Source organism: Brevundimonas sp. AVps4 (assembly GCF_058681525.1).
Genome location: NZ_CM178741.1, coordinates 1,246,940 through 1,272,607, shown reverse-complemented (window position 1 = coordinate 1,272,607; position 25,668 = coordinate 1,246,940). Strand labels below are relative to the sequence as shown.

Below are 25,668 nucleotides of genomic sequence, written 5' to 3'. Positions count from 1 at the left end.
CCGTTCAGCCGCCACAGGTCTCGCGCACGATCAGGTCGGTGGGCACCCGTTCCGACCGACCGGCCGTCGCGCCCCCGTGGTCCAGCAGTTTGGACACCATCAGCCGCCCGGCCTTCATCGTGTCCTGGGCGATGGTGGACAGGGCCGGGCGCGAATAGCGGCTGAAGGGCACATTGTCGAAGCCGATGACGGAGACGTCGCCGGGCACGGTCAAGCCGGCATGTTCCAGCGCCCGCACGGCGCCCAGGGCGATCTGGTCCGACGCCGCCACCACCCCGTCGAACCGCACGCCGCGTCGCACCAGGGCGTCCACGGCGGCCTCGGCGGACTCGACCTCGAAATGGGCCGGCACGATCAGATCGGCCTCGACCGACAGACCCGCCGTCTCCAGCGCCGCCAGATAGCCGCGATGCCTCTGCATGGCCTCGGGCGGATCCAGATCGCCCAGAAAGACGATGCGCGTGCGGCCCAGCCGCGCCAGATGCGCCGTCGCGCGGCGGCCGCCGGAGAAGTTGTCGGAGCCGATCGAGCAATAGTCCTGTTCCGGCAGGTCGGCGCCCCAGACCACGAAGCGATGGTCGCCCGCCGCCAGCCGGTTGAAGGCGCCGTGCAGGCTGGACTGACCCAGGAAGATCACCCCGTCCGCGCGACTGGTGTTCATCGCCGCCGCCAGCTCGTCATAGGTGGCGGGCGAAATATGGCTCATCAGCAGGTCGCAGCCGCGTTCGCGCGCCGCCTCGCCCACCCCCGCCAGAAGCTCCAGGAAGAAGGGGTCCGAGATCCGGCCTTCCCGCCCTTGAGGACGCGGCGTCACCAGGGCGATGGTGCCCTGAGCCCCGATCGGACCGGCGGGCATGTAGCGGCGGAAGGGGTAGTCGTGCTCCTTCGCCAGCTTCCAGATCAGCTGTTTGGTGCGGTCGTTGACGGCGGGGCTGTCGTTCAGCGCCCGCGAGGTGGTGGCGACGGAGACGCCGGCCAGGCGCGCGATGTCTTCAAGTCGGGTTGTCTTGCGGCTCAAGGTCGCGGGTCCTCAGCACAGGCTTTCGAGCCTGCAAATTTTTCTGCAAACGTTTCAGCCACCGTTCGCGGCGGTTGGCAAGAGGCGGCGTAACGGAGTTCACAGATGAAGCGCAGATCCTTCCTGGCCCTCGGCGGCGCCTCTATCCTGGCCTTCGGCGCGACGGGCGTTCGCGCCCAGACCGCGCCGACCCACGCCCGCGCCAGTTCGCCCGGCGGCGTCCTGACGGTCGAGGCCTTTACCGATAACGACGGGCGGCCGATGTATGCGGTGCTGCGTCAGGGGCGGATGGTCGTGGCCCCCTCCAAGCTCGGCTTCCTGCTGACCGACGCCCCCGCCCTCGAGCGCGGCCTGGCGATCACGGCCGGTCAGCCCGTGACCTTCGACGAGACCTGGGAGCAGCCCTGGGGCGAGCGCCGCTTCATCCGCAACCATTACAACGAGTGGCGGGTCCGCTACGCCGAGACCGGCGGCCTGCAACGGCGCGTCGATGTCGTCTTTCGCCTGTATGACGACGGCCTGGGCTTCCGTTACGAATTCCCGGACCAGCCCGCCCTGAAGACGGTCCGCATCGGTTCGGAGATCACCGAGTTCAATCTGGCCGAGGACGGCGAGGCCCTGTGGTGCCCGGCCTGGGAATGGAACCGCGAGGAATATCTCTACAGCCGCACCCCGATCAGCGCGGTCGGCAGCGCCCAGACGCCAATGACAGTCAAGGGACGGTCGGGCCTGCACGTCTCGATCCACGAGGCCGCCTGCATCGACTACGCCGGGATGAACCTGCGCCGGTCGGAGGAAACCAGGTTCCGCGCCCAGCTGACGCCCGGCCTGACCAACGCCGCCGTGGTGCGCCAGGCGCCGTTCAACACCCCCTGGCGGACCCTGCAGGTCAGCGACAGCGCCGCCGGCCTGATCGAATCCAGCCTGATCCTGAACCTGAACGAACCCAACAGGCTGGGCGACGTCAGCTGGTTCAAGCCGATGAAATACGTCGGCGTCTGGTGGGAGATGCATCTGGATCTGAAGAGCTGGAACTCCGGCCCCAAACACGGCGCCACCACCGAGAACGCCATCAAACACATCGACTTCGCCGCCGAGCACGGCCTGGGCGGGGTCCTGGTCGAGGGCTGGAACAAGGGCTGGGACGGCCAATGGTTCGCCAATGGTTCGGACTTCAGCTTCACCGAAGCCTATCCCGACTTCGACATCGAGGCGGTCTGCGCCCACGCCCGGTCCAAGGGCGTCCAGCTGATCGGCCACCACGAAACCGGCGGCAACGCCTTCCACTATGAGCAGCAGCTCGAACCGGCCATGGCCCTGTATGAGCGGCTGGGCGTCCATTCGGTCAAGACCGGCTATGTCGCCGACGCAGGCGGCGCTCGCGTCGCCGGGCCGGACGGCCGGATGGTGATGGCCTGGCACGAGAGCCAGGCCATGGCCCAGCACCATATGAAGGTCGTCGAGGCGGGCGCACGGCACAAGGTGGCGATCAACGCCCACGAACCGTTCAAGGATACGGGCCTGCGCCGCACCTATCCGAACATCATCAGCCGCGAGGGTCAGCGCGGCATGGAGTATTCGGCCTGGGGCAATCCGGGCAATCCGCCCGAGCACGAGCCGAACCTGGTCTTCACCCGCCTGCTGGCCGGCCCGATGGACTATACGCCCGGCATCTTCGGCATGGAGACGCGCAGCCCCGGCGGAGTCCAGACCACCTGGGCCAAACAGCTGGCCCTCTATGTCGTCATCTACAGCCCGATCCAGATGGCCGCCGACCTGCTGGTCAACTACGAGGCCAACCCCGGCCCCTTCCAGTTCATCAAGGACGTGCCGGTCGACTGGGCCGAGACCCGCGTGCTCGCGGCCGAGATGGGCGACTATGTCGCCATAGCGCGCAAGGATCGAGCGTCGGACGTCTGGGCCCTGGGCGCCATCACCGACGAGCATCCGCGCGTCCTTACGGCGCCTCTGGACTTCCTGGACCCCGGCCGGCGCTACCGGGCCGAAATCTATCGCGACGGGCCGGACGCCGACTATCGCGGCAAGCGCGAGGACATCGTCATCGAGCAGCGCGAGGTGACGTCGGCGGACACGCTGACGCTGGCGCTCGCGCCCGGCGGCGGCCAGGCGATCCGGTTCGTGCCGTTCGGGCGGGGGCGTCGGTGATGGGCGACTTTCAGATCCTCTCCCGCTTGCGGGAGAGGTGGCCCGTCGATCGCGCAGCGATCCAGGGTCGGAGAGGGAAGTCTTCTGACAGAAGGCTGAACTCCCCCCATCGTCACGCGTGTCGCTGCGCGCCACGACGCGACACTTCCCCCGCAAGCGGGGGAAGATCATGACCCTCCTCTCCCACCGCCCGCGCCTGTCCGGCCTGGCGATCTGGAACATGTGCGTCGGCTTCTTCGGCATCCAGATCGGCTTCGGCCTGCAGAACGCCAACACCAGCCGGATCTTCCAGACCCTAGGCGCCGAGGTCGACAGCCTGGCCATCCTCTGGATCGCCGCCCCTCTGACGGGTCTGTTGGTCCAGCCCCTGGTCGGCCATTTCAGCGACAAGACCTGGACCCGGTTCGGGCGTCGCCGCCCCTATTTCCTGGTCGGGGCGATCCTGACCACCCTGGCCCTGATCGCCATGCCCAACAGCCCCGGCCTGTGGTTCGCCGCCGCCATGCTGTGGATCATGGACGCCTCGATCAACATCACCATGGAGCCGTTCCGCGCCTTCGTCGGCGACAATCTGCCGGAGGAGCAGCGCACCGCCGGCTATGCGATGCAGAGCTTCTTCATCGGCGCAGGGGCGGTCTTCGCCTCGGTCCTGCCCTGGCTGCTGTCGAACGTCTTCGGCGTGGTCTCGACGGCTGAGGCGGGCGTCGTGCCCCTGTCGGTCAAGATCGCCTTCTACGTCGGCGCCGCCGGCCTGTTCACGGCCGTGCTGTGGACGGTGCTGAGCACCCGCGAATACAGCCCCGAACAGCTCGCCGCCTTCGAACGCGCGCGCCTTGAAGCCCTGGGCGCCGCCCCGGCAGACGATGCGCCTGAGCCGCCGGCCCGCAGCGTGCGGGGCTGGATGGGTTCGGGCCTGGTCTGCGCCGTTCTGGGGGGGCTCGGCCTGGTGCTGATCGCCGCCTTCGATCTGGAGAAGGAGCTGCTGGTCCTGGCCGGCTTCTTCGTCGGCTTCGGCCTGTTGCAGATCGCAGTGGGCCTGATGCAGCGCCGCCGCATCGCCAACGCCGTGACCGAGATCCTGAACGACGTCTATCGCATGCCCCAGACCATGCGCGACCTGGCGGTGGTCCAGTTCTTCAGCTGGTTCGCCCTGTTCGCCCTGTGGATCTACACCACCGCCGCCGTGACCAGCGTCCATTTCGGCACGACCGACACCACCTCGGCCGCCTACGCAGCCGGGGCCGACTGGGTGGGGGTTCTGTTCGGGGTCTATAACGGGGTCGCGGCCCTGGCGGCCTTCACCCTGCCGGTTCTGGCCAGGCGGATCGGCCGCAGGGCGACCCACGCCCTGATGCTGGCGCTCGGCGCGGCGGGTCTGTTCGGCGTCTTCCTGATCCGCGAGCCGGGCCTGCTGTGGTTGCCCATGGTCGGGGTCGGCTTCGCCTGGGCCTCGATCGTCTCCATGCCCTACGCCATCCTGTCGGCGGCTGTGCCGGCGCGGAAGATGGGCGTCTATATGGGCGTGTTCAACATCTTCATCGTCGTGCCCCAACTGCTGGCGGCCACGGTGCTGGGCCTGATTCTGAAGCACTTCTTCAGCGGCCAGGCGATCTGGGCCCTGGTGCTGGGCGCCGCCTCCTTCCTGCTGGCGGCCTTCAGCGCCCTGAGGGTGCGGGAGCAAAGGGCGTGAACCGCCGCGCGCTCCTGGCCCTGGCGGCCGCCCTGCCCTTCGCCGGCGCCGCACGGGCGCAGACGGCGGCCGGTCGTCTGATCCTCCACGAGGCCGTGAGCTCGGCCCATGTGAAGGCGAGGAACGTCTCCGTCTGGCTGCCGCCCGGCTATGAGACGTCGGATGCGGCCTATCCCGTCCTCTACATGCACGACGGACAGAACCTGTTCGATCCCTCGACGGCCAACTTCGGCGAATGGGGGGTGGACGAGCATCTGACGCGGCTGATCGCCGGCGGTCAGGTGCGCGCCCCCATCGTGGTCGGCGTCTGGAACACGGATCTTCGCCTGCGGGAATATGTCCCGGCCGATCTGATCGCGGCCCTGCCCGAGGACATGCGCGGCGATGTTCAGGCCGTCTATGGCGGCCCGCCCCTGTCGGACGGCTACATCCGCTTCCTGACCGAAGAGCTGAAACCCTTCGTGGACCGGACCTACCGCACCCTGCCCGGCCGCGAGGACACCCTGATCAGCGGCTCCAGCATGGGCGGGCTGATCTCACTGTACGCGGTGATGAAACGGCCGGACGTCTTCTCCGCCGCCGCCTGTCTGTCGACCCATTGGCCGCTGCGGGTCACAGGCCTGGACGGTCAAAGCCTGGAGGCCTGGCGCGAACGGCTGGTCTCCGCCTGGACCGGGGTGATCGACCGCGGCCTGCCGGCGCCCGGCGCGAACCGCTTCTACTTCGACCGGGGCGACGAGACCCTGGATCAGTTCTACGCCGCCTTCCAGACCCAGGTGGACGCCGTCTTCCGCCGTCGCGGCTACGGCCCCGGCGATTTCCAGAGCCTGGTCTTCCCCGGCGCCCAGCACAATGAGGCCTCGTGGAACCAGCGGCTGGACGTTCCCCTGACCTTCCTTCTTTCCCCCGCCCCCACGCGCAACCCGTGAGGACCCCAATGCGTCACTTCCGTTCCTTCTGCCTCGCCGGCGCCGCCGGCCTGGCGCTCGCCTCGACCGCCTCGGCCCAGTCCGGAGTCGCTCCGGGCGCGCCGGGTGATCTGCCTACCTGGTCCAGCGCCGCCAAGACCGGGGCTGGGGCCTCCTATGAAGCCTATGTCGACGGCCAGTACCGCGACGGCGGACCGACCGGCGCGGTGTCGAAGGTCTGGTTCTCCATCGCCGACGGCGTCCTGACCGAGACCATGTACGGCCTGATCCACGAGGCCCAGATCAAGGCCCTGCGTTTCGCGGTGGTCACGCCGGACGGCCTGGCGGTCGAGGGGCCCGACACCACCGAGCGGACCGAATATCTGCATACGGACGCCCAGGGCCGCTCCCTGTCGCCGGCCTATAAGGTCACCACGCGCGACAAGGCCGGCCGGTTCGAAATCGAGAAGCGCATCTTCACCGATCCGGACCGCAACGCCCTGGTGCTGCGGGTCCGGATCACGGCCCTCAGCGGCGCGGCGACCCCCTATCTGCTGCTGGAGCCGCACATCGCCAACACCGGGGTGGACGACCGCGGTCAGGTCACGCGAGACGCCTTCCACGCCTGGGAAGGCGACACCCATCTGGTGCTGAAGCCCAGCCAGGCCTTCGCCGCCGCCGGCGTCGGCTTCGTCGGCGCCTCGGACGGTCTGACCGACCTGAAGGACGGGCGGATGAACTGGACCTACGCCTCCACCGGCGAGACGGCGGGCAATATCATGATGACGGGCGCCCTGCCGCGTCTGCGCCAGGGTCAAAGCCTCAGCCGCGACATCGTCATCGGCTTCGGCGACAGCGAGGCCCAGGCTCGCGCTGCTGCGGACGGCGCCTTCTCCACCGGCCTGGACGAGGTTCTGGCCCGGTTCAACGGCGAGGGTGATCGCATCGGCTGGGAAGACTATGTCGCCTCCCTGACCGAACTGCCGCGCATCGCCGAACAGGCGACGGACGGAGGCAAGCTGGCCTACGCCTCGGCCCTGATGCTGAAGGTGCAGGAGGACCGCACCCATGCCGGCGCCCTGATCGCCTCCCTGTCCAACCCCTGGGGCGACACGGTGGACGCGTCGAAATCCTCCACCGGCTACAAGGCGGTCTGGCCGCGCGACTTCTATCAGGTGGCCATGGCCCTGGCGGCCCTGGGCGACAAGGAGACGCCGCTGGCGGCCTTCAACTATCTGCCCCAGGTCCAGGTCGGCCCGAACACGCCCGGCAATACCGGCGTCGGCGGCTGGTTCCTGCAGAAGACCCATGTGGACGGCGAACTGGAATGGGTGGCGGTCCAGCTGGACCAGACGGCCATGCCGATCATGCTGGGCTATCGTCTGTGGAAGCTGGGCTGGCTGTCCGACGCCCAGATGGCCGACCACTATCGTTCGATGCTGAAGCCGGCGGCCGACTTCCTGGTGGACGGCGGCAAGATCGGCCTTTTGTGGAACGACGCCGAGATCAAGCCGCCCTTCACCCAGCAGGAGCGCTGGGAAGAGCAGCAGGGCTATTCCCCCTCCACCACCGCCGCCGTGGTGGCCGGGCTGACGGTCGCGGCCGAAATGGCGCGCGCCTCGGGCGATGCGGCGGGAGCGACCCGCTATCAGCTCGCCGCCGACAGCTACGCCTCCAAGATCGAAGAGCGGATGTTCACGACCAGCGGCGACTTCGGCGACGGCCGCTATTTCATCCGCATCACTCAGAACGAGAACCCGAACGACAAGGCCCCGATCGGCGCCGCCAACGGCCAGATCGCGCCCCAGGAGGACCGGGTCGTGGACGGCGGCTTCCTGGAACTGGTCCGCTACGGGGTGCGCAAGGCCGACGATCCGCACATCCTCGCTACCCTGCCCGTCTATGACGACCAGAGCCTGGAGGACCTGTACCGGGTCCGCTACGACTTCGGGCCGGAGGGCGACCAGACGCCGGGCTGGCGCCGCTACGGCGTCGACGGCTATGGCGAGGATCATGTCACGGGCGCCAACTACGGCGTCGGCGGGCAGATGAGCCCTGGTCAGCGGGGTCGGGTCTGGCCCTTCTTCACCGGCGAGCGCGGCCACTATGAGCTGGCCCGTGTCAGCCTGAACGGCGCTCCGTCCGCCGCCGACATCGCCGCCATCCGCCAGACCTATGTGCGCGGCATGGAGCGGTTCGCCAATGACGGGCTGATGCTGGCCGAACAGGTCTGGGACGGGGTCGGCGACCCGACCGAGCGCGACTACGCCCTGGGCCAGAACACCGACTCGGCCACCCCCCTGGCCTGGACCCATGCCGAATATCTGAAGCTGCTGCGGTCCTTGGCCGACGGCAAGGTGTGGGATCGGTACGAGCCGGTCGAAAGCCGCTACGCCCGCTGATACGAAAAAGGCCCCGGAGCCAGTGCTCCGGGGCCTCGTTTTTCACCGAAGACGGGCTCAGTAGGTCAGCTTCAGACCGACCACGAAACGGTCCTCGGCCGCGGGCACCCCGTCCACGTCGGTGTCGTAATAGCGCGCATCCGCCGACAGATTGTCGCTGAGGGCATAGCCGACCCCGGCGTTCCAGGTCAGGTAGTCGTCGGACACGTCCAACCACTGCTGACCCACGGCGCCGGAAATCGTCCACTTGGGCGCCGGCGAGAAGGCGGCGTTGACCTCGGCGTAGGTCGCTTCCTTATCCGCCGCGCCGAAGAAGTCGGGCGAATAGTAGACGGCGGCGCCGAAGGTGGCCGGGCCCACGGCGCGCGAGGCCGCAGCCTTGAACTCCGCATAGTTGTAGTCGGCGCCGTCCGGTTCGCCGGCATAGAGGTAGCCGATCACGCCGAAGTCCAGGGCGAAACCGCCCGCCTCGGTGCGGTAACCGCCATAGACATCGACTTCCGCGTCAGTGTCGTCGCCGAAATCAACGTTGGAGGCCCAGGCGCCGGCATAGAAGCTGCCGGCCGTCAGGTCGACGCCGCCCTGGATGGCGGGATCTTCGTTGGTCTGGCTGTAGCCCCGGAAGACATAGTCGCTGGTCACGCCGACGTTGAAGGCCACCTTGGCGTCCTGAGCCGAGGCGGGCGCGGCCAGGCTGGTCAGCCCCAGAGCCAGGGCCGCAGCGGCGGCCGTACCGAACAGTTTCATTCTCATTATCTATCCCCTTGGTTTCGTTATTTTTGTTCCAGCACCCGATAGGATCGCCGGAAGGGAGGGCGCGGCCGGCGGGCCGCACCCTCTGGTTTCAGTGTTCCAGCGCCTCGCCGTGCAGCGAGGTGTCCAGACCGGCGGCTTCTTCCGCCTCGCTGACCCGCAGACCCGTGGTGAACTTGCAGATCACCAGGATGATGAAGGTCCCGACCGCGCTGTAGGCGATCGTCCAGGCCAGGCCGATGGCCTGGGCCCCGACATTGGCGCCTTCCGACAGGCTGTTGATCGCCGTGGTGGCGAAGACGCCGGTCAGAAGGGCGCCGATCAGACCGCCCGCGCCGTGGATGCCGAAGGCGTCCAGCGAGTCGTCGTAACGGAGCAGCTTCTTGATCCAGACCGACGAGATGTAGCAGACCGGACCGGCGATCAGGCCGATGATGACCGCACCCTTGGGATCGACGAAGCCCGCCGCGGGGGTGATGGCGACCAGGCCGGCGACCACGCCCGACAGCATGCCGATCAGCGAGACCTTCTTCTTTTCGATCAGTTCGATGATCTTCCAGGTCAGGGCGGCGGCGGCGGCGGCCAGCACCGTGTTCAGCAGGGCCACGCCCATCAGCTCATTGGCCGCGCCCGCCGAACCGGCGTTGAAGCCGATCCAGCCGACCAGCAGCAGCGAGGCGCCGATCATGGTCAGGACAGGGTTGTGCGGATTGATCGGCTCGACCCCATAGCCTTTGCGGCGGCCCAGGAAGATGGCGCAGACCAGACCGGCCACGCCCGAGTTGACGTGAACCACCGCGCCGCCGGCGAAGTCCAGCACGCCGGCGGAACCGAGGAAGCCGCCGCCCCACACCCAGTGACAGATGGGGGAATAGATCAGCAGCGACCACAGGGCCGTGAACAGCAGCAGGCCCGAATATTTCATCCGCTCGGCGAAGGCGCCGGTGACCAGGGCCGGGGTGATGATGGCGAAGGTCATCTGGAAGGCGATGAACAGATATTCCGGAATGCCCGTCAGCAGGCTGTTGGCCGTGCCAAGGGTCACGCCGTTCAGGAACAGCATGTCCAGGCTGCCGACATAGGGCTGAAGCGCGGCGTCGGCGTTGGCGCCGAAGGCGATGCTGTAGCCCGCGATGAACCAGACCAGGGAGACGACGGCGAAGACGCCGACCGACTGGGTGATGGTGGCGATGACGTTCTTGCGCCGCACCATGCCGCCGTAGAACAGGGCCAGTCCCGGCAGGGTCATCAGCAGGACCAGGGCCGTGGACGTGCCCAGCCAGGCCGTGCCCGCGCCGTCCAGCTCCAGCGCCGACTGGTGCGCCAGCAGGGCGGGCGCCGCCTCCGGCGTCTGGGCGAAGGCCCCGCCGGCGTAAAAGAGCCCGATGGTCAGAAGCAGGAGCGCAGCGACCCCCGGAAGTCGATTCCAAACGTGCGACATAAGCAAATACCCCCTTAGCAATCTCGCAAGTGCGAAGGTTTTACTGCAATCGCGTTCGACGCAAGGGGGTCAGGCTGAAACGGTGCAACTTTCTTGCAACGGTCCTGTCAAAAAAGTTAAGCCTCGCATGATCCATTCGTCGTGCGAGGCTTAAGGTTCAGATTCATGTTTCAAGGAACGCTGTTCCCGGCATGAAATTCAGGGGCGGCGCGACGCCCCTCAGGCCCAGTGCATCTGCACCCGGTGCGCCGTCGCCCAGTGAATGGCGCGGATGGCGTCGATGACGGCCTCGGTCGCCCCCCGCGTGCCCAGGGCTCCGCCGAGATCGGCGGTCACGGCGCCGGCCGCCAGGACGGCGGCGACGGCGGCCTCAATGGAATCCGCCTCGTCCTCCAGCTTCAGACTGTGACGCAGCAAGAGGGCCGCCGACAGAATCGTGCCGACCGGATTGGCCAGATCCTGACCGGCGATGTCCGGCGCCGACCCGTGGATCGGTTCGAACAGGCCCGGCCCTTCCGTGCCCAGCGACGCCGACGGCAGCAGGCCGATGGAGCCGCCCAGCACCGAAATCTCGTCCGACAGGATGTCGCCGAACATGTTCTCGGTCAGGATGACGTCATATTCGCGGGGCTTCCTGATCAGGTGCATGGCCATGGAATCGACCAGGGCGTGCTCCAGCGCGATCTCGGGGAACTCCTCCGCATGGATGCGGGTGACCACTTCGCGCCACAGGCGGCTGGTCTCCATCACATTGGCCTTGTCGACCGAAGTCACCTTGCCGCGGCGCTGGCGGGCCGTCTGGAAGGCGGCGCGGGCGACGCGCTCGATCTCAGGGACCGTATATTCGCACAGGTCGGTGGCGCGGTCGGCGGTGCGGGTCTTTTCCCCGAAATAGACGCCGCCGGTCAGTTCGCGAAAGACGATCAGATCGACGCCCTCGACGATCTCCTTCTTCAGCGGCGAACGGTGCGCCAGGACCGGCGATACCTGCAGCGGCCGCAGATTGGCGAACAGACCCATGGCCTTGCGGATCGCCAACAGGCCTTCCTCGGGCCGGCGCTTGCCGCCGTCCCATTTGGGGCCGCCCACGGCGCCCAGCAGGACGGCGTCGGCGGCGACGCAGGCGGCGCGCGTCGCCTCAGGCAGGGGCTCGCCCGTCTCGTCGATGGCGGCGCCGCCGATCAGATGTTCGGTGAAGTTGAAGTTGTGGCCGTAGAAGTCGCCGATGACCGCCAGCACGTCGCGCGCGGCCCGCGTCACTTCCGGCCCGACGCCGTCGCCGGGCAACAGGACGATCTCATAGGTCTTGGGGGCGGCTTGGGTCATCAGACGGTCTCTCTCGAACGCTCGAAGGCTTCGATCTCTGGCAGGTTTGATTGCAGCCAGCCCAGGGTGTCCACCCCGTTCAACAGACACTGGCGCGCGAAGGATTCGACCTCGAACGGCACGGGCTGGGCATTGCCGCGTCGGATCTGCCGGGCTTCGAGGTCGATTGTGACCGGCTGGTCCGGCTGCGAAGCCAGATCGTCCCAGACATTCTGGCTGACGACGACGGGCAGCAGGCCGTTTTTCAAGGCGTTAGATGTAAAAATGTCAGCAATCTCGGTCGAGATCACCGCCCGGAACCCATAGTCGTACAGGGCCCAGGGGGCGTGTTCGCGCGACGAGCCGCAGGCGAAATTCTTGCCCGCCAGCAGGATGCGATGCTCGGCCGGATCGATCCGGTTCAGAATCGCCTCGGGCTTTTCCGAGCCGTCGGCCTCATAGCGCCAGTCATAGAAGGCCGCCTTGCCCAGACCCTCGCGCGTGGTCGTGGTCAGGAACCGGGCCGGAATGATCTGGTCGGTGTCGATATTGGCCTGGCTCAGGATCACGGTCTTCGAGGTCAGGGTGGTGAAGGGCTCAGACATCAAAAACTCCACTCATCCCGGCGAAAGCCGGGACCCAGTTCTGTGGGCGATAGGCGTCACCCGTCGCGCCCTGTCGGCGATCCCGCGCATTGTGCTTCGCGAAAGCACTGGGTCCCGGCTTTCGCCGGGATGAGCGGAAGGGGGTGTCGCTACGCATCCACGACCTCGTTCAGAAAGACGCGCGGATCGGTCAGCACACCGGCCACCGCCGTCGCCGCAGCCGTCGCGGGGCTGGCCAGTATGGTGCGGGCGTCCTTGCCCTGGCGGCCTTCGAAATTGCGGTTGGAGGTCGAGACGGCCAGCTGACCGGGCGCGACGACGTCGCCGTTCATGGCGATGCACATGGAACAGCCGGGAATGCGCCATTCGGCCCCGGCGGCGATGAAGACCTCGTGCAGTCCTTCCGCCTCGGCGGCCCGGCGAACGGCCTCCGAACCGGGAACCACCAGCATGCGCAGGCCCGGCTTGACCTTGCGGCCGCGCAGAACCTCGGCGGCGGCGCGCAGATCGGGCAGGCGGCCGTTGGTGCAGGAGCCGATGAAGACCACGTCCACCGGCTGGCTGGTCGTCGCCTCGCCGGGGGTGAAGCCCATATAGGCGATGGCCTTGCGGTCGCTGTCCGACTGGGGCTGGGGCACGGGCGCGCCGATGGGGGCGCCGGCGTCCGGCGTCGTGCCCCAGGTCGCCATCGGCCGGATGGCGGCGCCGTCGATCACGACTTCCTTGTCGAAGGTCGCGCCCGGGTCCGTGGCCAGCTTCAGCCATTCGGCGGTCGCCGCCTCATAGTCGGCGGGGACATGTTTGCGGCCCCGCAGCCAGTCGATCGTGGTCTGGTCCGGGGCGATCATCCCCGCCCGGGCGCCGGCCTCGATGGACATGTTGCACAGGGTCATCCGCCCTTCCATGTCCAGCGACCGCACCGCCTCGCCGGCGTATTCGATGACATAGCCGGTGCCGCCGCCGAAGCCGATGGCGGCGATGACGGCCAGGGCGACGTCCTTGCCCGAGACGCCGGGCTCCAGCCGTCCGTTCACCGTCACCCGCATGGCCTTGGCCTTGCGCTGCAACAGGCATTGGGTCGCCAGCACATGGCCGACCTCCGAGGTGCCGATGCCGAAGGCCAGAGCCCCGAAGGCGCCATGGGTGGCGGTATGGCTGTCGCCGCAGACGACCGTCATGCCCGGCTGGGTCAGGCCCAGCTCCGGCCCCATGACATGGACCACGCCCCGATCTTCGGACCCCCAGCCCGCCAGCGGAACCCCGTGGGCGGCGCAGTTCCGCTCCAGCGTATGGACCTGGGCCTCGGCCTGGGGGGTGACATAGGGTTTCAGCCCGTTCAGCCCCGCCGGCAGGGTCGGGGTCGAATGGTCCAGGGTGGCGTAGGTCCGGTCGGGCCGGCGCACCTTCAGGCCGCGCGCCTCGATCTCGCTGAAGGCCTGGGGACTAGTGACCTCATGGACCAGATGCAGGTCGATATACAGGACGCCCGGCGTATCGGCCGTTTCCGGCCGCACCACATGAGCGTCCCAGACCTTGTCGAACAGGGTCTTTGGATCAGGCATACTGGGCCACCGTCTCCTCAACACCGTCGACGCGATCAATGATGGCGATCAGTTCGGCGTCGCTGATCTCGCCGATCTGGTCGGCGCGCTGTTTGAAGCCGGCGACGACGGCCGCCAGACGCTCGCCCTCGATCGGACGGCCGATGGTCTCGGCCCGCTTGGCGATGGCGTGGCGGCCCGAGTGCTTGCCCAGAACGAACCAGCTGCCTTCAAAGCCCACGTCCTGGGGCCGCATGATCTCATAGGTGCGGCTGTCGGCCAGCATGCCGTGCTGGTGAATGCCGGCCTCGTGGGCGAAGGCGTTGATGCCGACCACCGACTTGTTGCGGGCGATGACCGTCTCGGTGATTTCGCACAGGATCTTGGAGGCGCGGACCAGATGGCGGCTGTCGGCGCCGATGGCGACGCCATAGCGGTCTTCGCGCACCTTCAGGGCCATGATGACCTCTTCGATCGAGGCGTTGCCGGCCCGTTCGCCGATGCCGTTGATCGCGCCCTCGACCTGACGCGCCCCGCCCTGGACCGCAGCCAGGGAGTTGGCGACCGCCATGCCCAGGTCGTCGTGGCAGTGGGCCGAGAAGATCACATGGGGGTGGCGCTTGTGGATCCGCGCCGCCAGGGCGCGGAAGGTCTCGCGCACCTCTTCCGGGGTCGCATAGCCGACGGTGTCGGGCACGTTCAGAGTCCGGGCGCCCGCGTCGGCGGCGGCCTCCAGCACATCGGCCAGGAACTCAGGCTCGGTGCGGAAGGCGTCCTCGGCCGAGAACTCGACGTCGTCGAACAGGGTGCGGGCGTATTCGACCGCGCGCACGGCGGTCGACAGCACCTCGTTGGTCGACATCTTCAGCTTGGCGGTGCGGTGGATCGGGCTGGTGCCGATAAAGGTATGGCAGCGACGATGGGATTTCGGCGCCGGCTGCAGGGCGCGGAAAGTCGCGTCGATGTCCTTCTCGTTGGCGCGCGACAGGGAGCAGAAGACCGGCCCCTCGACCTCGCCCGTCACGCGGCGGATGCAGTCCTCGTCGCCGGGCGAGGCGGCGGCGAAACCGGCCTCGATAACGTCGACGCCCAGGTCCTTCAGGACCTGGGCCATCTTCACCTTGGCTTGGGCGGTCATGGAGAAGCCCGGCGCCTGCTCCCCGTCCCGCATCGTCGTGTCGAAGACGATGACCCGGCTGGGGTCTGCGGCGATCTCCTCAGTTCGGGATACGCCGGATACTCGTACTTGTTCGGCGGTCATCACGCGGCCTCAGATTGAATAATGTCGTTGCCGATGCGGCGCACGCCGAACAGGCGGTCGATCTGGCGACCCAGATTCTCCATGCAACGGCCGGCGTCGCGGCCGCGGATGGTCAGGGCGATCCGACGGAAGGCGCCCTCGTCGGCCATGTTGATGCCGTCGATGTGGAAGCCCCGGCGCTCCACGAGACCGATGAGACGCTGAAGCGAACCGTCCGCACGGTCGATCTGGACGTGGATCGTGTTGCTCATCTCAGGAGCCCTCCATCATTTCAGCATTGCTCTTGCCCGGCGGAACCAGCGGCCAGACATTGTCTCGGGGATCGATGACCACATGGGCCAGGCAGGGGCCGTCGGCGGCCAGCAGGCGCTGGATGCCTTCGGACACCTGATCGCGGCGATCGATACGGAAGGCCTCGATGCCGAAGGCCTCGGCCACCTTCACGAAGTCCGGATTGTCGGACAGGTCGATCTCGGAATAGTTCTCGGCGAAGAACAGCTCCTGCCACTGGCGCACCAGGCCCAGCGAGGAGTTGTCGATCAGCACGATCTTCAGCGGGATGCCGTAACGCTTCAGCGTCGCCAGCTCCTGGATGTTCATCATGAAGCCGCCGTCGCCGGCGATGGTGACGACCGTCGCTGACGGATCGGCCAGCTTGGCGCCGATGCCGGCGGGCAGGCCGAAGCCCATGGCGCCCAGACCGCCCGAGGTGATGTGGGCCTCGGGCTTGGAGAAGCGGCAGTGCATGGCCGCCCACATCTGGTGCTGGCCCACGTCGCAGGCGGCGACGAAGGCGTCGCCGGCCGCTTCGGACACTTCTTTCAGCAGAGCCGGGGCGTAGACCCCCTCGCCCGGCGCGTCATAGCGATAGGCGCCGGTACGGGCGGCGTCGACGCACGCGTCGACCCAGGGCTGGATGTCCAGGGCCGGTCCGCCGGCCATGCGCGCCGTCAGGGCCTCGATCCCGTCCTTCAGCTCGCCGACCACGGCCACATTGGCCGCCCGCAGCTTGCCGACTTCGGAGGCATCGATGTCGAAATGAACGATGCGGGCGTTGGGCGCGAACTCGGCCAGCTTGCCGGTGGCGCGGTCGTCGAACCGGGCGCCGACGACGATCAGCAGATCGCTGTCCTGAACCGCATGATTGGCGGCGCGGGCGCCGTGCATGCCCAGCATGCCCAGCATGCGCGGCGCGTCGGTCGGGACGGTGCCCAGGGCGTTCAGGGTCGAGACCTGGGGGATGCCGGTCGCGGCGACGAAGGCGCGCAAAGCCTCGGTCGCGCGGCCGATCTTCACCCCGCCGCCGATATAGACCAGCGGCTTCTTCGCCGCCCGGATCGCGGCCTCGGCTGCGGCGACGGCGTCGTGGTCGATCCGCGAAGTCTCATTGGGAATGTGGAAGCCGTAGTCGTCGGTGGTCGTGGCGAACTGCACGTCCTTGGGCAGATCGACCAGGACCGGACCGGGACGGCCCGAGGCGGCGATGTGGAAGGCTTCCTCGATGGCGGCCGGAACATCGGCCGCGTCGCGCACCAGGATCGAATGTTTCACGATCGGCAGGGTGACGCCCAGGATGTCGATCTCCTGGAAGGCGTCGGTCCCCATCAGCCCCTGGGCCACATTGCCGGTGATGCAGACCATCGGCACCGAATCCATCATCGCATTGGCGATGCCGGTGATCAGATTGGTGGCGCCGGGACCGGAGGTGGCCATGCAGACCCCGACCTTGCCGCTCTTCCTCGCATAGGCGTCGGCGGCGAAGGCCGCGCCCTGCTCGTGGCGGACCAGGATGTGTTTCAGCTTCGACCCGGCCAGTGCGTCATAGACCGGCATGATGGCGCCGCCCGGATAGCCGAACACCACCTCCACCCCCAGCCGCTCCAGGGTGGAGACCAGCAGGCGCGCCCCCGATTGGGGAGCGGCCTCGGCTGAGGATTTGAAGGCGGCGGCGGTCATCAGGGTCATCCGGTCTTTCGCTCGGGCTCAGGCCGCTTCAGACTTGGGCGTGTTCAGCCAGGCCATCCGCTCACGCAGACGGGCGCCGACCTGTTCGATCTGGCTTTCGCGGTCGGCCTTCAGCCAGGCCTCGTACTGGGGCTTGCCGGCCTCGTTCTCGGCGATCCAGTTGCGCGCGAAGGTGCCGTCCTGGATCTCGTTCAGGATGGTCTTCATGCGGGCCTTGGTCTCTTCGGTGACGACACGCGGGCCGCTGGCGACGGCGCCGTATTTGGCGGTTTCCGAGATGAAGTGGTGCATCTTGGAGATGCCGCCTTCGTAGAACAGGTCCACGATCAGCTTCAGCTCGTGCAGGCATTCGAAATAGGCGATCTCGGGCTGGTAGCCGGCCTCGACCAGGGTGTTGAAGCCCTGCATCACCAGTTCCTTGGCGCCGCCGCACAGGACGGCCTGTTCGCCGAACAGGTCGGTTTCGGTCTCTTCGCGGAAGGTGGTTTCCAGCAGGCCGCCGGTCGCGCCGCCGTTGCCCTTGGCGTAGCCCATGGCCCGGTCGCGGGCCTTGCCGGTCGCGTCCTTCTCGACCGCGAACAGGCTGGGCACGCCGCGGCCGCGCTGGAATTCGCGACGGACCAGATCGCCCGGTCCCTTGGGCGCGACCAGGATGACGTCCATGTCGGGGCGCGGGGTGATCCGGCCGTAGATGATCGAGAAGCCGTGGGCGAACAGCAGGGCGGAGCCCTGTTTGGCGTTCGGCTCGATGATGTCGCGATAGACCTGATCCTGAACCATGTCGGGGGTCAGGATGGCGATGATGTCGGCGCCCTTGACCGCTTCGGCCGGCTCGGCGGTCGGGACGCCGTCGGCGGTGGCGTGTTTCCAGCCCGTGCCGCCGTGACGGACGCCGGCGACCACGTCATGGCCGCTGTCCTTCAGGTTCTGGGCGTGCGCCCGACCCTGCGAGCCATAGCCGATGATGGCGATGCGCTGCCCGGCGATCGCGCCCGGCTTGATGTCTTCGTTGGTGTAGATGGTGATGGCCATGAGAATTCAGGCGTCCTGAGCAGCAGCGGATTTGTGAGAGGCCGGGATTTGCGCCGGCGGCGGGTTGGGGATGGTGACCGCGCCTTGGGCGGCCGAGGCCACCGAGGCGCGGTATTTGGCGAAGACGCCTCGCGCCGGGCGGACCACGTGGGGCGTAAAGCCCGCCCGGCGCGTCGCCAGGTCGACGTTCACGTCGATCCGGCGGTTGGTGACGTCGATGGTGATGCGGTCACCATCGCGAATGAGGGCGATCGGGCCGCCGACGGCGGCTTCCGGCGAGATATGGCCGGCGACGAAGCCGTAGCTGGCGCCCGAGAAACGGCCGTCGGTCAGCAGGGCGACATTGTCGATCTTGCGGCCCTTCAGGGCGGCTGTGACCTGCAGCATTTCGCGCATGCCCGGGCCGCCCTTGGGGCCTTCGTAACGGATGATGATGACGTCGCCCTCGCCGACCGAGCCGTCCTGGACGGCGTGGAAGGCGTCTTCCTCGCTGTCGAAGACGCAGGCCGGACCTTCGAACGTGTCGACCTTGTGGCCCGTCAGCTTGATGACCGCGCCCTCAGGGGCGACGTCGCCATAGATGACTGCGAAACTGCCGCGGTCCATCACGGGGGCGTCGAAGGTCGTCACGACGACCTGGCCCGGCGTCTCCTCGGCCTCGGCCGCCTCGGCGAACAGGCTGCGGCCGCTGACGGTGGGCGTGTTCACGATCTTGCCGGCCTCAGCCATACGTTGCGTCACCAGACGGGTGCCGCCGGCGGCGAACAGGTGCGAGGCCAGGAAACGGCCGCCAGGCTTCAGATCGCAGATCACCGGCGCCTCGACACAGGCTTGGTGGCAGTCCTCGACCCCGAACTCGATCCCGGCCTCGGCCGCGATGGCCGTCAGGTGCATGACGGCGTTGGTCGATCCGCCCGAGGCCGAGACGGCGACGGCGGCGTTCTTCAGGCTGGCGCGGGTGATGTATTTGCGGGCCGTGTCGCCGGCGAAGACCCGTTCGACGATCAGCCGGCCGCAACGCTCGCCCTCGGCCGCCTTGCCGGGATCGACCGCCGGCACGTCATTGGCGCCCATGGGGCTGATGCCCATGACCGACAGGGCCATGGCCATGGTGTTGGCCGTGAACTGGCCGCCGCAGGCGCCGGCGCCGGGGCAGACGGCCTGTTCGACCGCCTTCAGCCCTTCGTCGTCCAGGGCGCCGGCCGAATGGGCGCCGATGGCCTCGAACACCTCCTGGACCGAGACCTCCTTCGAGCCGATCACGCCCGGCATGATGGTGCCGCCGTAATAGACCAGGCCGGGGATATCCATCCGCGCCAGGGCCATGGCCGCCGCCGGAATGGTCTTGTCGCAGCCGACGATGCAGACCACGCCGTCCAGCTGGTGCCCCTCGATCGCCAGTTCAATCGAGTCGGCGACGACCTCGCGGCTGATCAGCGAGGCCTTCATGCCCGCCGTGCCCATCGAAATGCCGTCGGTCACGACGATGGTGTTGAAATCGACCGGATAGCCGCCGGCCGCGATGATCCCGGCCCGCACGTCCTTGGCCAGCCGGTCCAGGTGCATGTTGCACGGGGTGACCGTCGACCAGGTGTTGACGATGCCGATCATCGGCTTGTCGAAGTCGGCATCCTGCATGCCGGCGGCGCGCAGATAGGAGCGGGCCGCCGCCCGGTTCGGACCGGCCGTCACCGCCGCGCTGCGCGCGTTGGGCTTTCTGGGCTCTGAGGTAGAATCTTGCGTCATCGGTCCGGTTCGTTTCGAACCGCCAAGCACGAAAAACCCCGCTTCCTTTCGGGAGCGGGGTGGTGCGAGGCGATCCTGAGTGTGTCTAGGTCAGGTCGCAGGCATCCACGCCGCTTGCGTAAGCAGGCCGAGGAGTACGAGGATAATAAGGGTTACGGGGCTTTCCAGGCCGATCGGCGCGCGAACGGCCGCCACCGCCTTCGCGGTGCGTCCCTTCATCATCTCGCGCGTCATCACAGCCACGGGCGGCTCCCTGTTCTGACGCCAAGAAACCATATGGGCCGGAGCCGCACAACCCCTGTCGCAAAAATTTTGCGCAAAAGGCCGACAGCGACCGCAATGGGGGTGTTTCTTACCTTGCGTCCGCAAGTCTCTCCGCCGACCGTAACGGTTCCTAACCGCTTGTTAGGGCCGCAGGCCCCGCGCGGGGTTGAAACCGGGCCGCGACAGTTCCATTGAGACCGCCAACAACATAATCGTTCAGAGGAGCCCCCCATGACCGTTCGCGTCGCCATCAATGGTTTCGGCCGCATCGGCCGTCTCGTCCTTCGCTCGATCATCGAGCATGGCCGCACGGACATCGAGGTGGTGGCGATCAATGATCTGGGTCCGGTCGAGACCAACGCCCACCTGTTCCGCTATGATTCGGTGCACGGCCGCTTCCCCGGCACGGTGACCTCGGGCGAGGACTGGATCGACGTCGGCACGGGCAAGATCAAGGTCACGGCCGAGCGCGACCCCGCCAACCTGCCCCACGCCGAGCTGAAGGTGGACATCGCGCTGGAGTGCACCGGCATCTTCACGTCGAAGGACAAGGCCAGCGCCCACCTGAAGGCCGGCGCCAAGCGCGTCCTGGTCTCGGCCCCCGCCGACGGCGCGGACAAGACCATCGTCTTCAAGGTCAACCACGAGACCCTGACCGCCGACGACATCGTGGTGTCCAACGGCTCGTGCACCACCAACGCCCTGGCCCCCGTCGCCAAGGTGCTGAACGACCTGTTCGGCATCGAGCGCGGCTATATGACCACCATCCACTCCTACACCGGCGACCAGCCGACGCTGGATACGATGCACAAGGACCTGTACCGCGCCCGCGCCGCGGCCCTGTCGATGATCCCGACCTCGACCGGCGCCGCCAAGGCCCTGAGCCTGGTTCTGCCGGAACTGAAGGGCAAGCTGGACGGCTCGTCGATCCGTGTCCCGACCCCGAACGTCTCGGTCGTCGACCTGAAGGTCGTCGCCGGTCGCGAGGTGACGGTGGAAGAGATCAACGCCGCGCTTCAGGCCGCCGCCGACGGCCCGATGAAGGGCGTCCTTTTCACGACGACCGACCCGCTGGTCTCCAGCGACCTGAACCACATCGCCGCCTCCTCCACCGCCGCCCTGCCCCAGACCCAGGTGGTCGACGGCAAGCTGGCCCGCGTGCTGAGCTGGTACGACAACGAATGGGGCTTCGCGACCCGCATGAGCGACACCGCCCTGGTGATGGCGAAGTTCCTTTAAACCCCCGCCTCCCACTCCCAGCGGGAGAGGGCTTGAGCGCACGGCGGCGCAGCCGCCGTTCTGGCGCGAAAGGGTGAGGTCACGGTGTGCGAATTGGCCCACCGGCTGTCCCTCATCCGTCTCGCTCCGCGAGCCACCTTCTCCCCGTGGGAGAAGGATCATAAGAGATCGAAGCCATGACCTTCCGCACCCTCGACGACGCCAAGGATCTCGCCGGCAAGACGGCCCTGGTCCGCGTGGACTTCAACGTCCCTATGGAGGGCGGCAAGGTCACGGACGACACCCGTCTGCGGGTCGCCCTGCCGACGATCCAGCGTCTGCGCGACGCCGGCGCCAAGGTCGCGCTTCTGGCTCACTTCGACCGTCCCAAGGGCCAGCGCGTCCCGTCGATGAGCCTGAAGCCGGTCGTAGATGATCTGGAGACCCTGCTCGGCGCCCCCGTCCGCTTCGCCGACGACTGCATCGGCCCGGACGCCGTGGACGCCATCCGCGACCTGGACGCCGGCGGCGTGGTCCTGTTGGAGAACGTCCGCTTCCATGCGGCGGAAGAGGCCAATGATCCGGTCTTCGCCCGGAAGCTGGCGGATCTGGGCGATCTCTATGTCAACGACGCCTTCTCGGCGGCGCACCGCGCCCACGCCTCGACCGAAGGGATCGCCCACCACCTGCCCGCCTACGCCGGCGAATCCATGCGCCGCGAACTGGACGCCCTGGACGCGGCGCTCGGCAATCCGCAAAAGCCCGTCATCGGCATCGTCGGCGGCGCCAAGGTCTCGACCAAGCTGGACCTCTTGAAAAACCTGGTCGGCAAGCTGGACCGCCTGGCCATCGGCGGCGGCATGGCCAACACCTTCCTGTACGCCCAGGGCATCGACATCGGCGGCTCCCTGGCCGAGCGCGACATGGCCGACACGGCCCGCGAAATCATGGCCGAGGCCGAGGCGCGGGGCTGCAAACTGCTGCTGCCGGTCGATTTCGTGGTGGCGACCGAGGTCAAGCCGGGCGCCGCCGCTCGCCCGGTCGCCGCCGGCGCCACCCTGTCGGCCGACGACAAGATCCTGGACGCCGGCCCGGCCACGGTCGCGCGTCTGCTGGAGGCCCTGACGGCCTCAAAGACCCTGATCTGGAACGGCCCTCTGGGCGTGTTCGAGGTGCCGCCCTTCGACGCCGCCACCGTGACGGTCGCTCGTCATGCGGCGGCCCTGGCCAAGGCCGGGGTTCTGATCGCGGTCGGCGGCGGCGGAGACACGGTCTCGGCCCTGAATCACGCGGGGGTGTCGGACGACATGACCTTCGTCTCCACCGCCGGCGGCGCCTTCCTGGAATGGATGGAGGGCAAGCCCCTGCCGGGGGTCGAGGCCCTGCGCGCCTGAACCCTGACGCAGCGGAAACAACTGTAACACGGCGTGACTTTGAGCGCGCCGCCCGCTAGTCTCGCGCCCAATCAAAAAAGACTTTCGGCTCAGGAGACTTCATCATGGCGCGCATCACGCTGCGACAGCTGCTCGACCACGCGGCGGAGAACGGCTACGGCCTTCCCGCCTATAATATCAACAACATGGAGCAGGGCCTCGCGATCATGGAGGCGGCCCATGAGGTCAATGCGCCCGTGATCATCCAGGCCTCGCGCGGCGCCCGCAACTACGCCAACGACATCGTCCTGGCCAAGCTGATCGACGCCCTGGCGGAACTCTATCCCGACATCCCGGTCTGCATGCACCAGGACCACGGCAACGGCCCGGCGACCTGCGCCACCGCCATCCAGTACGGCTTCACCTCGGTGATGATGGACGGCTCGCTGGAAGAGGACGCCAAGACCCCCGCCTCCTATGAATACAATGTCGAGGTCACGCGCCGCGTCACCGAAATGGCCCACGCCTGCGGCGTCTCGGTCGAGGGCGAACTGGGCGTGCTGGGCTCGCTGGAGACCGGCATGGGCGAGGCCGAGGACGGCCATGGCTTCGAGGGCAAGCTGGACCATTCCCAGCTCCTGACCGACCCGGATCAGGCCGTCGAATTCGTCGCCGCCACCAAGGTCGATGCCCTGGCCATCGCTATGGGCACCAGCCACGGCGCCTATAAGTTCACCAAGAAGCCGGACGGCGACATCCTGGCGATGAACGTGATCGAAGAGATCCACCGCCGCCTGCCCAACACCCACCTGGTCATGCACGGCTCGTCCTCCGTGCCGCAGGAGCTTCAGGACATCATCAACCAGTACGGCGGCGAAATGCCCCAGACCTGGGGCGTGCCGATCGAAGAGATTCAGCGCGGCATCCGCCACGGGGTGCGCAAGGTGAACATCGACACCGACAACCGGATGGCCATCACCGGCGCCATCCGCAAGGTCCTGGCCGAAAAGCCGGGCGAGTTCGACCCGCGCGCCTATCTGAAGCCCGCCAAGGAGGCGATGAAGAAGCTCTGCAAGGAGCGCTATCAGCAGTTCGGCTGCGAGGGCCAGGCCTCGCGCATCCGCCCCTTGTCCACCGCCCACATGGCCAAACGCTACGCCTCGGGCGAGCTTGACCCGTCCTTCCGCAATGCGGCGGTCAAGGCGGCCTGACGACCGCCCCTCCCTGATCAGACCGGGTAGCGGCCGCTCAGTTCGAACCGCACCCGGTCCTCTTGCCAGCGCGCCCGGTCCAGCTCGTCCCTGGCGTCGCGGGCGTTGCGGCGAGCGTCGCGGATTTCGCCCCGCACCTCTTCGATTCGGTTGCGGATCCGCTCCTTCTCCTCGTCGGTCAAGCCGTCCTGACGCAGTTCGCGCTGTTTGGCGTCCAGCTTGTCCTCGCGGTCGTCGATCCGCGCCTCGGCGCTTCTCAGCGCGCTCTCGGCCGCCTCCACCGCCGCTGCCGCCTCATGCAGTCGCCGCCCGTCGTTATAGGCCGGGAGGAAGGCCGCCTCCTCCTCGGGCCGACAGACGCCGTAATAGGTGTTGCCCGCCCGCCCCTCGATCCAGCCGCGCTGGAAGGTGCAATAGCCGCGCAGCCCGTCTTCGCGTGCTCGGCTGTAGGTCGCCGGATCGGGCGCGACCTGATATTTGGCGCAGGCCTGGGCATGGTCGTCCAGCCGGCTCATCGGATAGCCCGCCGCCCCGTCGGCATAGCCCTTTTCGCCCCAGGCGCCCGCCAGACATTCCTCCTGGCTCATGGTCGAGCAACTGCCCAGCAGAACGGCGGCGGCGACGCCGCCCGCGATCATCAAGGTCTTCATCACGGTTCCCCACGCCCCCAAGCGCCACTATTCACGTCAGATCAGGCTCGACGCAAGCGCCCTCGCTGGCAGCCGATCTTCCGATGCTTTACGGATAGAGGGTGTCCGACCCCGAACTGATCGACGACGAAGACCCGGCGCCGGCCGCCGAGACCCTGGAGGCCCGGATCGACCTGTCCGGCGTCCGCCTCGACAAGGCCCTGGCCGAGGCCTTTCCCGACCTGTCGCGCGCGCGTCTCCAGGCCCTGCTGGCCGAGGGGGCGGTGCGCCGTGACGGGGTCGTCCTGACCGGCGGCTCGGCCAAGGCCCAGCCGGGCCTCTATCGGGTCGATCTGCCGCCCGTCGCCCCCGCCGCTCCCCAGCCCCAGGTCCTGCCGCTTGCGGTCCTCTATGAGGATGCGGACCTGATCGTCATCGACAAACCCGCCGGAATGGCCGCCCATCCGGCGCCGGGCACGCCCGACGGCACCCTGGTCAATGCGCTGCTGGCCCGTTGCGGCGACAGCCTGTCCGGCATAGGGGGCGTCGCCCGACCGGGCATCGTCCACCGGCTGGACAAGGACACCTCGGGCGTCATGGTCGCGGCCAAGAGCGACCGCGCCCACCAGGGCCTGTCGGCCCTGTTCGCGACCCACGACATCGAACGCACCTATATCGCCCTGACCCGCGGCGCGCCGACCCCGCTCCAGGGCCGGATCGAGACGCGCATCGGCCGCTCGACCGCCGACCGCAAGAAGATGGCCGTGCTGAAGACGGGCGGGCGCGAGGCGATCACCGACTATCGGGTCCAGCGGACCTTCGGCGAACCGGCCCGCGCCGGCGGCGCGCCCTTGGCGGCGCGTGTCGCCTGCACCCTGCAAACCGGCCGCACCCACCAGATCCGGGTTCATCTGTCGTCCAAGGGCGCGCCCATCCTGGGCGATCCGGTCTATGGCTCCGGCAGCCCCGCCGCCCCGGTCCGCGCCGCCCTGGCCGAGGTCGGACTGACGCGCCAGGCTCTGCATGCCGCCGTCCTGGGCTTTGTCCATCCGATCACCGGCGCGCCCCTGCGTTTCGAAACCGACCCGCCCGCCGACATGGCGGCCCTGGAAATCCTGCTCTCCACCCTGTGAGGCCGCT

21 protein-coding genes are annotated in these 25,668 nt (G+C 67.9%); 8 read left to right on the top strand and 13 right to left on the bottom strand.

The genetic code is table 11. The features are described 5' to 3' along the window. Positions 1-4 precede the first annotated feature (4 nt). The gene (locus ACW178_RS06285; RefSeq protein WP_201464137.1) at positions 5-1,018 is read right to left on the bottom strand and encodes a LacI family DNA-binding transcriptional regulator; all 1,014 of its coding nucleotides are present in this window, start codon (positions 1,016-1,018) and stop codon (positions 5-7) included. A 105-nt stretch (positions 1,019-1,123) separates the two neighbouring features. Between ACW178_RS06285 and ACW178_RS06280 the strand changes: the two genes are divergently transcribed. The 4 genes from ACW178_RS06280 (at position 1,124) to ACW178_RS06265 (ending at position 8,184) form a co-directional block, all read left to right on the top strand. Then, a complete protein-coding gene (locus tag ACW178_RS06280; RefSeq protein ID WP_191558374.1) occupies positions 1,124-3,184 on the top strand; it encodes a glycoside hydrolase family 97 protein in 2,061 nt (686 codons plus the stop codon). Positions 3,185-3,353: 169 nt separating this feature from the next. Then, positions 3,354-4,874 (top strand): MFS transporter, encoded by a 1,521-nt coding sequence (locus tag ACW178_RS06275; RefSeq protein WP_191558375.1) that lies wholly within the window; start codon positions 3,354-3,356, stop codon positions 4,872-4,874. Beyond that, positions 4,871-5,803, top strand: coding sequence for an alpha/beta hydrolase (locus ACW178_RS06270; protein ID WP_191558376.1), 933 nt, complete (start codon positions 4,871-4,873; stop codon positions 5,801-5,803). Before ACW178_RS06275 ends, ACW178_RS06270 begins: the two co-directional genes overlap by 4 nt. An 8-nt stretch (positions 5,804-5,811) precedes the next feature. Continuing rightward, positions 5,812-8,184 carry a glucan 1,4-alpha-glucosidase gene (locus ACW178_RS06265; protein WP_191558377.1) on the top strand — a complete coding sequence of 791 codons (2,373 nt, stop codon included), beginning with the start codon at positions 5,812-5,814 and terminating at the stop codon, positions 8,182-8,184. Positions 8,185-8,241: 57 nt separating this feature from the next. Here the strand turns inward: ACW178_RS06265 and ACW178_RS06260 are convergent, their stop codons facing one another. From ACW178_RS06260 to ACW178_RS06210, 11 genes are all read right to left on the bottom strand, one after another. Next, the gene (locus tag ACW178_RS06260; RefSeq protein WP_287104812.1) at positions 8,242-8,931 is read right to left on the bottom strand and encodes a TorF family putative porin; all 690 of its coding nucleotides are present in this window, start codon (positions 8,929-8,931) and stop codon (positions 8,242-8,244) included. Positions 8,932-9,028: 97 nt separating this feature from the next. Then, the gene (locus ACW178_RS06255; RefSeq protein ID WP_054764925.1) at positions 9,029-10,378 is read right to left on the bottom strand and encodes an ammonium transporter; all 1,350 of its coding nucleotides are present in this window, start codon (positions 10,376-10,378) and stop codon (positions 9,029-9,031) included. 219 nt (positions 10,379-10,597) lie between these two features. Beyond that, a complete protein-coding gene (gene leuB, locus ACW178_RS06250) occupies positions 10,598-11,704 on the bottom strand; it encodes a 3-isopropylmalate dehydrogenase (protein WP_492024976.1) in 1,107 nt (368 codons plus the stop codon). After that, complete coding sequence (gene leuD, locus ACW178_RS06245; protein ID WP_287104808.1) at positions 11,704-12,288, bottom strand: 3-isopropylmalate dehydratase small subunit; 585 nt, start codon at positions 12,286-12,288, stop codon at positions 11,704-11,706. The genes leuB and leuD overlap by 1 nt, the downstream gene beginning before the upstream one ends. 149 nt (positions 12,289-12,437) lie before the next feature. Next, complete coding sequence (gene leuC / locus ACW178_RS06240) at positions 12,438-13,850, bottom strand: 3-isopropylmalate dehydratase large subunit (RefSeq protein WP_492024975.1); 1,413 nt, start codon at positions 13,848-13,850, stop codon at positions 12,438-12,440. Then, positions 13,843-15,090, bottom strand: coding sequence for a 2-isopropylmalate synthase (locus ACW178_RS06235; RefSeq protein WP_191558380.1), 1,248 nt, complete (start codon positions 15,088-15,090; stop codon positions 13,843-13,845). Before ACW178_RS06235 ends, leuC begins: the two co-directional genes overlap by 8 nt. After that, positions 15,090-15,341 carry an ACT domain-containing protein gene (locus ACW178_RS06230; RefSeq protein ID WP_191558381.1) on the bottom strand — a complete coding sequence of 84 codons (252 nt, stop codon included), beginning with the start codon at positions 15,339-15,341 and terminating at the stop codon, positions 15,090-15,092. The genes ACW178_RS06235 and ACW178_RS06230 overlap by 1 nt, the downstream gene beginning before the upstream one ends. A gap of 1 nt (position 15,342) precedes the next feature. Next, positions 15,343-17,055 carry an acetolactate synthase 2 catalytic subunit gene (gene ilvG, locus ACW178_RS06225; protein ID WP_191558382.1) on the bottom strand — a complete coding sequence of 571 codons (1,713 nt, stop codon included), beginning with the start codon at positions 17,053-17,055 and terminating at the stop codon, positions 15,343-15,345. Between the two features lie 18 nt (positions 17,056-17,073). Further along, the gene (gene ilvC, locus ACW178_RS06220) at positions 17,074-18,087 is read right to left on the bottom strand and encodes a ketol-acid reductoisomerase (RefSeq protein WP_191558383.1); all 1,014 of its coding nucleotides are present in this window, start codon (positions 18,085-18,087) and stop codon (positions 17,074-17,076) included. 6 nt (positions 18,088-18,093) lie between these two features. Continuing rightward, positions 18,094-19,833, bottom strand: a complete 1,740-nt coding sequence (ilvD, locus tag ACW178_RS06215) for a dihydroxy-acid dehydratase (RefSeq protein WP_191558384.1) — start codon at positions 19,831-19,833, stop codon at positions 18,094-18,096. Between the two features lie 90 nt (positions 19,834-19,923). Continuing rightward, positions 19,924-20,076, bottom strand: a complete 153-nt coding sequence (locus ACW178_RS06210; RefSeq protein WP_182714313.1) for a hypothetical protein — start codon at positions 20,074-20,076, stop codon at positions 19,924-19,926. A gap of 252 nt (positions 20,077-20,328) precedes the next feature. Between ACW178_RS06210 and gap the strand changes: the two genes are divergently transcribed. From gap to fba, 3 genes are all read left to right on the top strand, one after another. Further along, positions 20,329-21,336: a type I glyceraldehyde-3-phosphate dehydrogenase gene (gene gap / locus ACW178_RS06205; RefSeq protein ID WP_492024974.1), complete on the top strand. Its 1,008-nt coding sequence runs from the start codon at positions 20,329-20,331 to the stop codon at positions 21,334-21,336. 176 nt (positions 21,337-21,512) lie between these two features. Beyond that, positions 21,513-22,709 carry a phosphoglycerate kinase gene (locus ACW178_RS06200; RefSeq protein ID WP_191558385.1) on the top strand — a complete coding sequence of 399 codons (1,197 nt, stop codon included), beginning with the start codon at positions 21,513-21,515 and terminating at the stop codon, positions 22,707-22,709. Positions 22,710-22,813: 104 nt separating this feature from the next. Beyond that, positions 22,814-23,899 carry a class II fructose-bisphosphate aldolase gene (gene fba / locus ACW178_RS06195; RefSeq protein ID WP_054764913.1) on the top strand — a complete coding sequence of 362 codons (1,086 nt, stop codon included), beginning with the start codon at positions 22,814-22,816 and terminating at the stop codon, positions 23,897-23,899. Between the two features lie 17 nt (positions 23,900-23,916). Here fba and ACW178_RS06190 read toward each other — a convergent pair whose 3' ends face one another. After that, a complete protein-coding gene (locus ACW178_RS06190; RefSeq protein ID WP_191558386.1) occupies positions 23,917-24,549 on the bottom strand; it encodes a DUF2799 domain-containing protein in 633 nt (210 codons plus the stop codon). 101 nt (positions 24,550-24,650) lie between these two features. On the opposite strand from ACW178_RS06190, the gene ACW178_RS06185 reads away from it, so the two are divergent. Then, positions 24,651-25,661, top strand: coding sequence for an RluA family pseudouridine synthase (locus ACW178_RS06185; protein ID WP_492024973.1), 1,011 nt, complete (start codon positions 24,651-24,653; stop codon positions 25,659-25,661). Positions 25,662-25,668 lie beyond the last annotated feature (7 nt).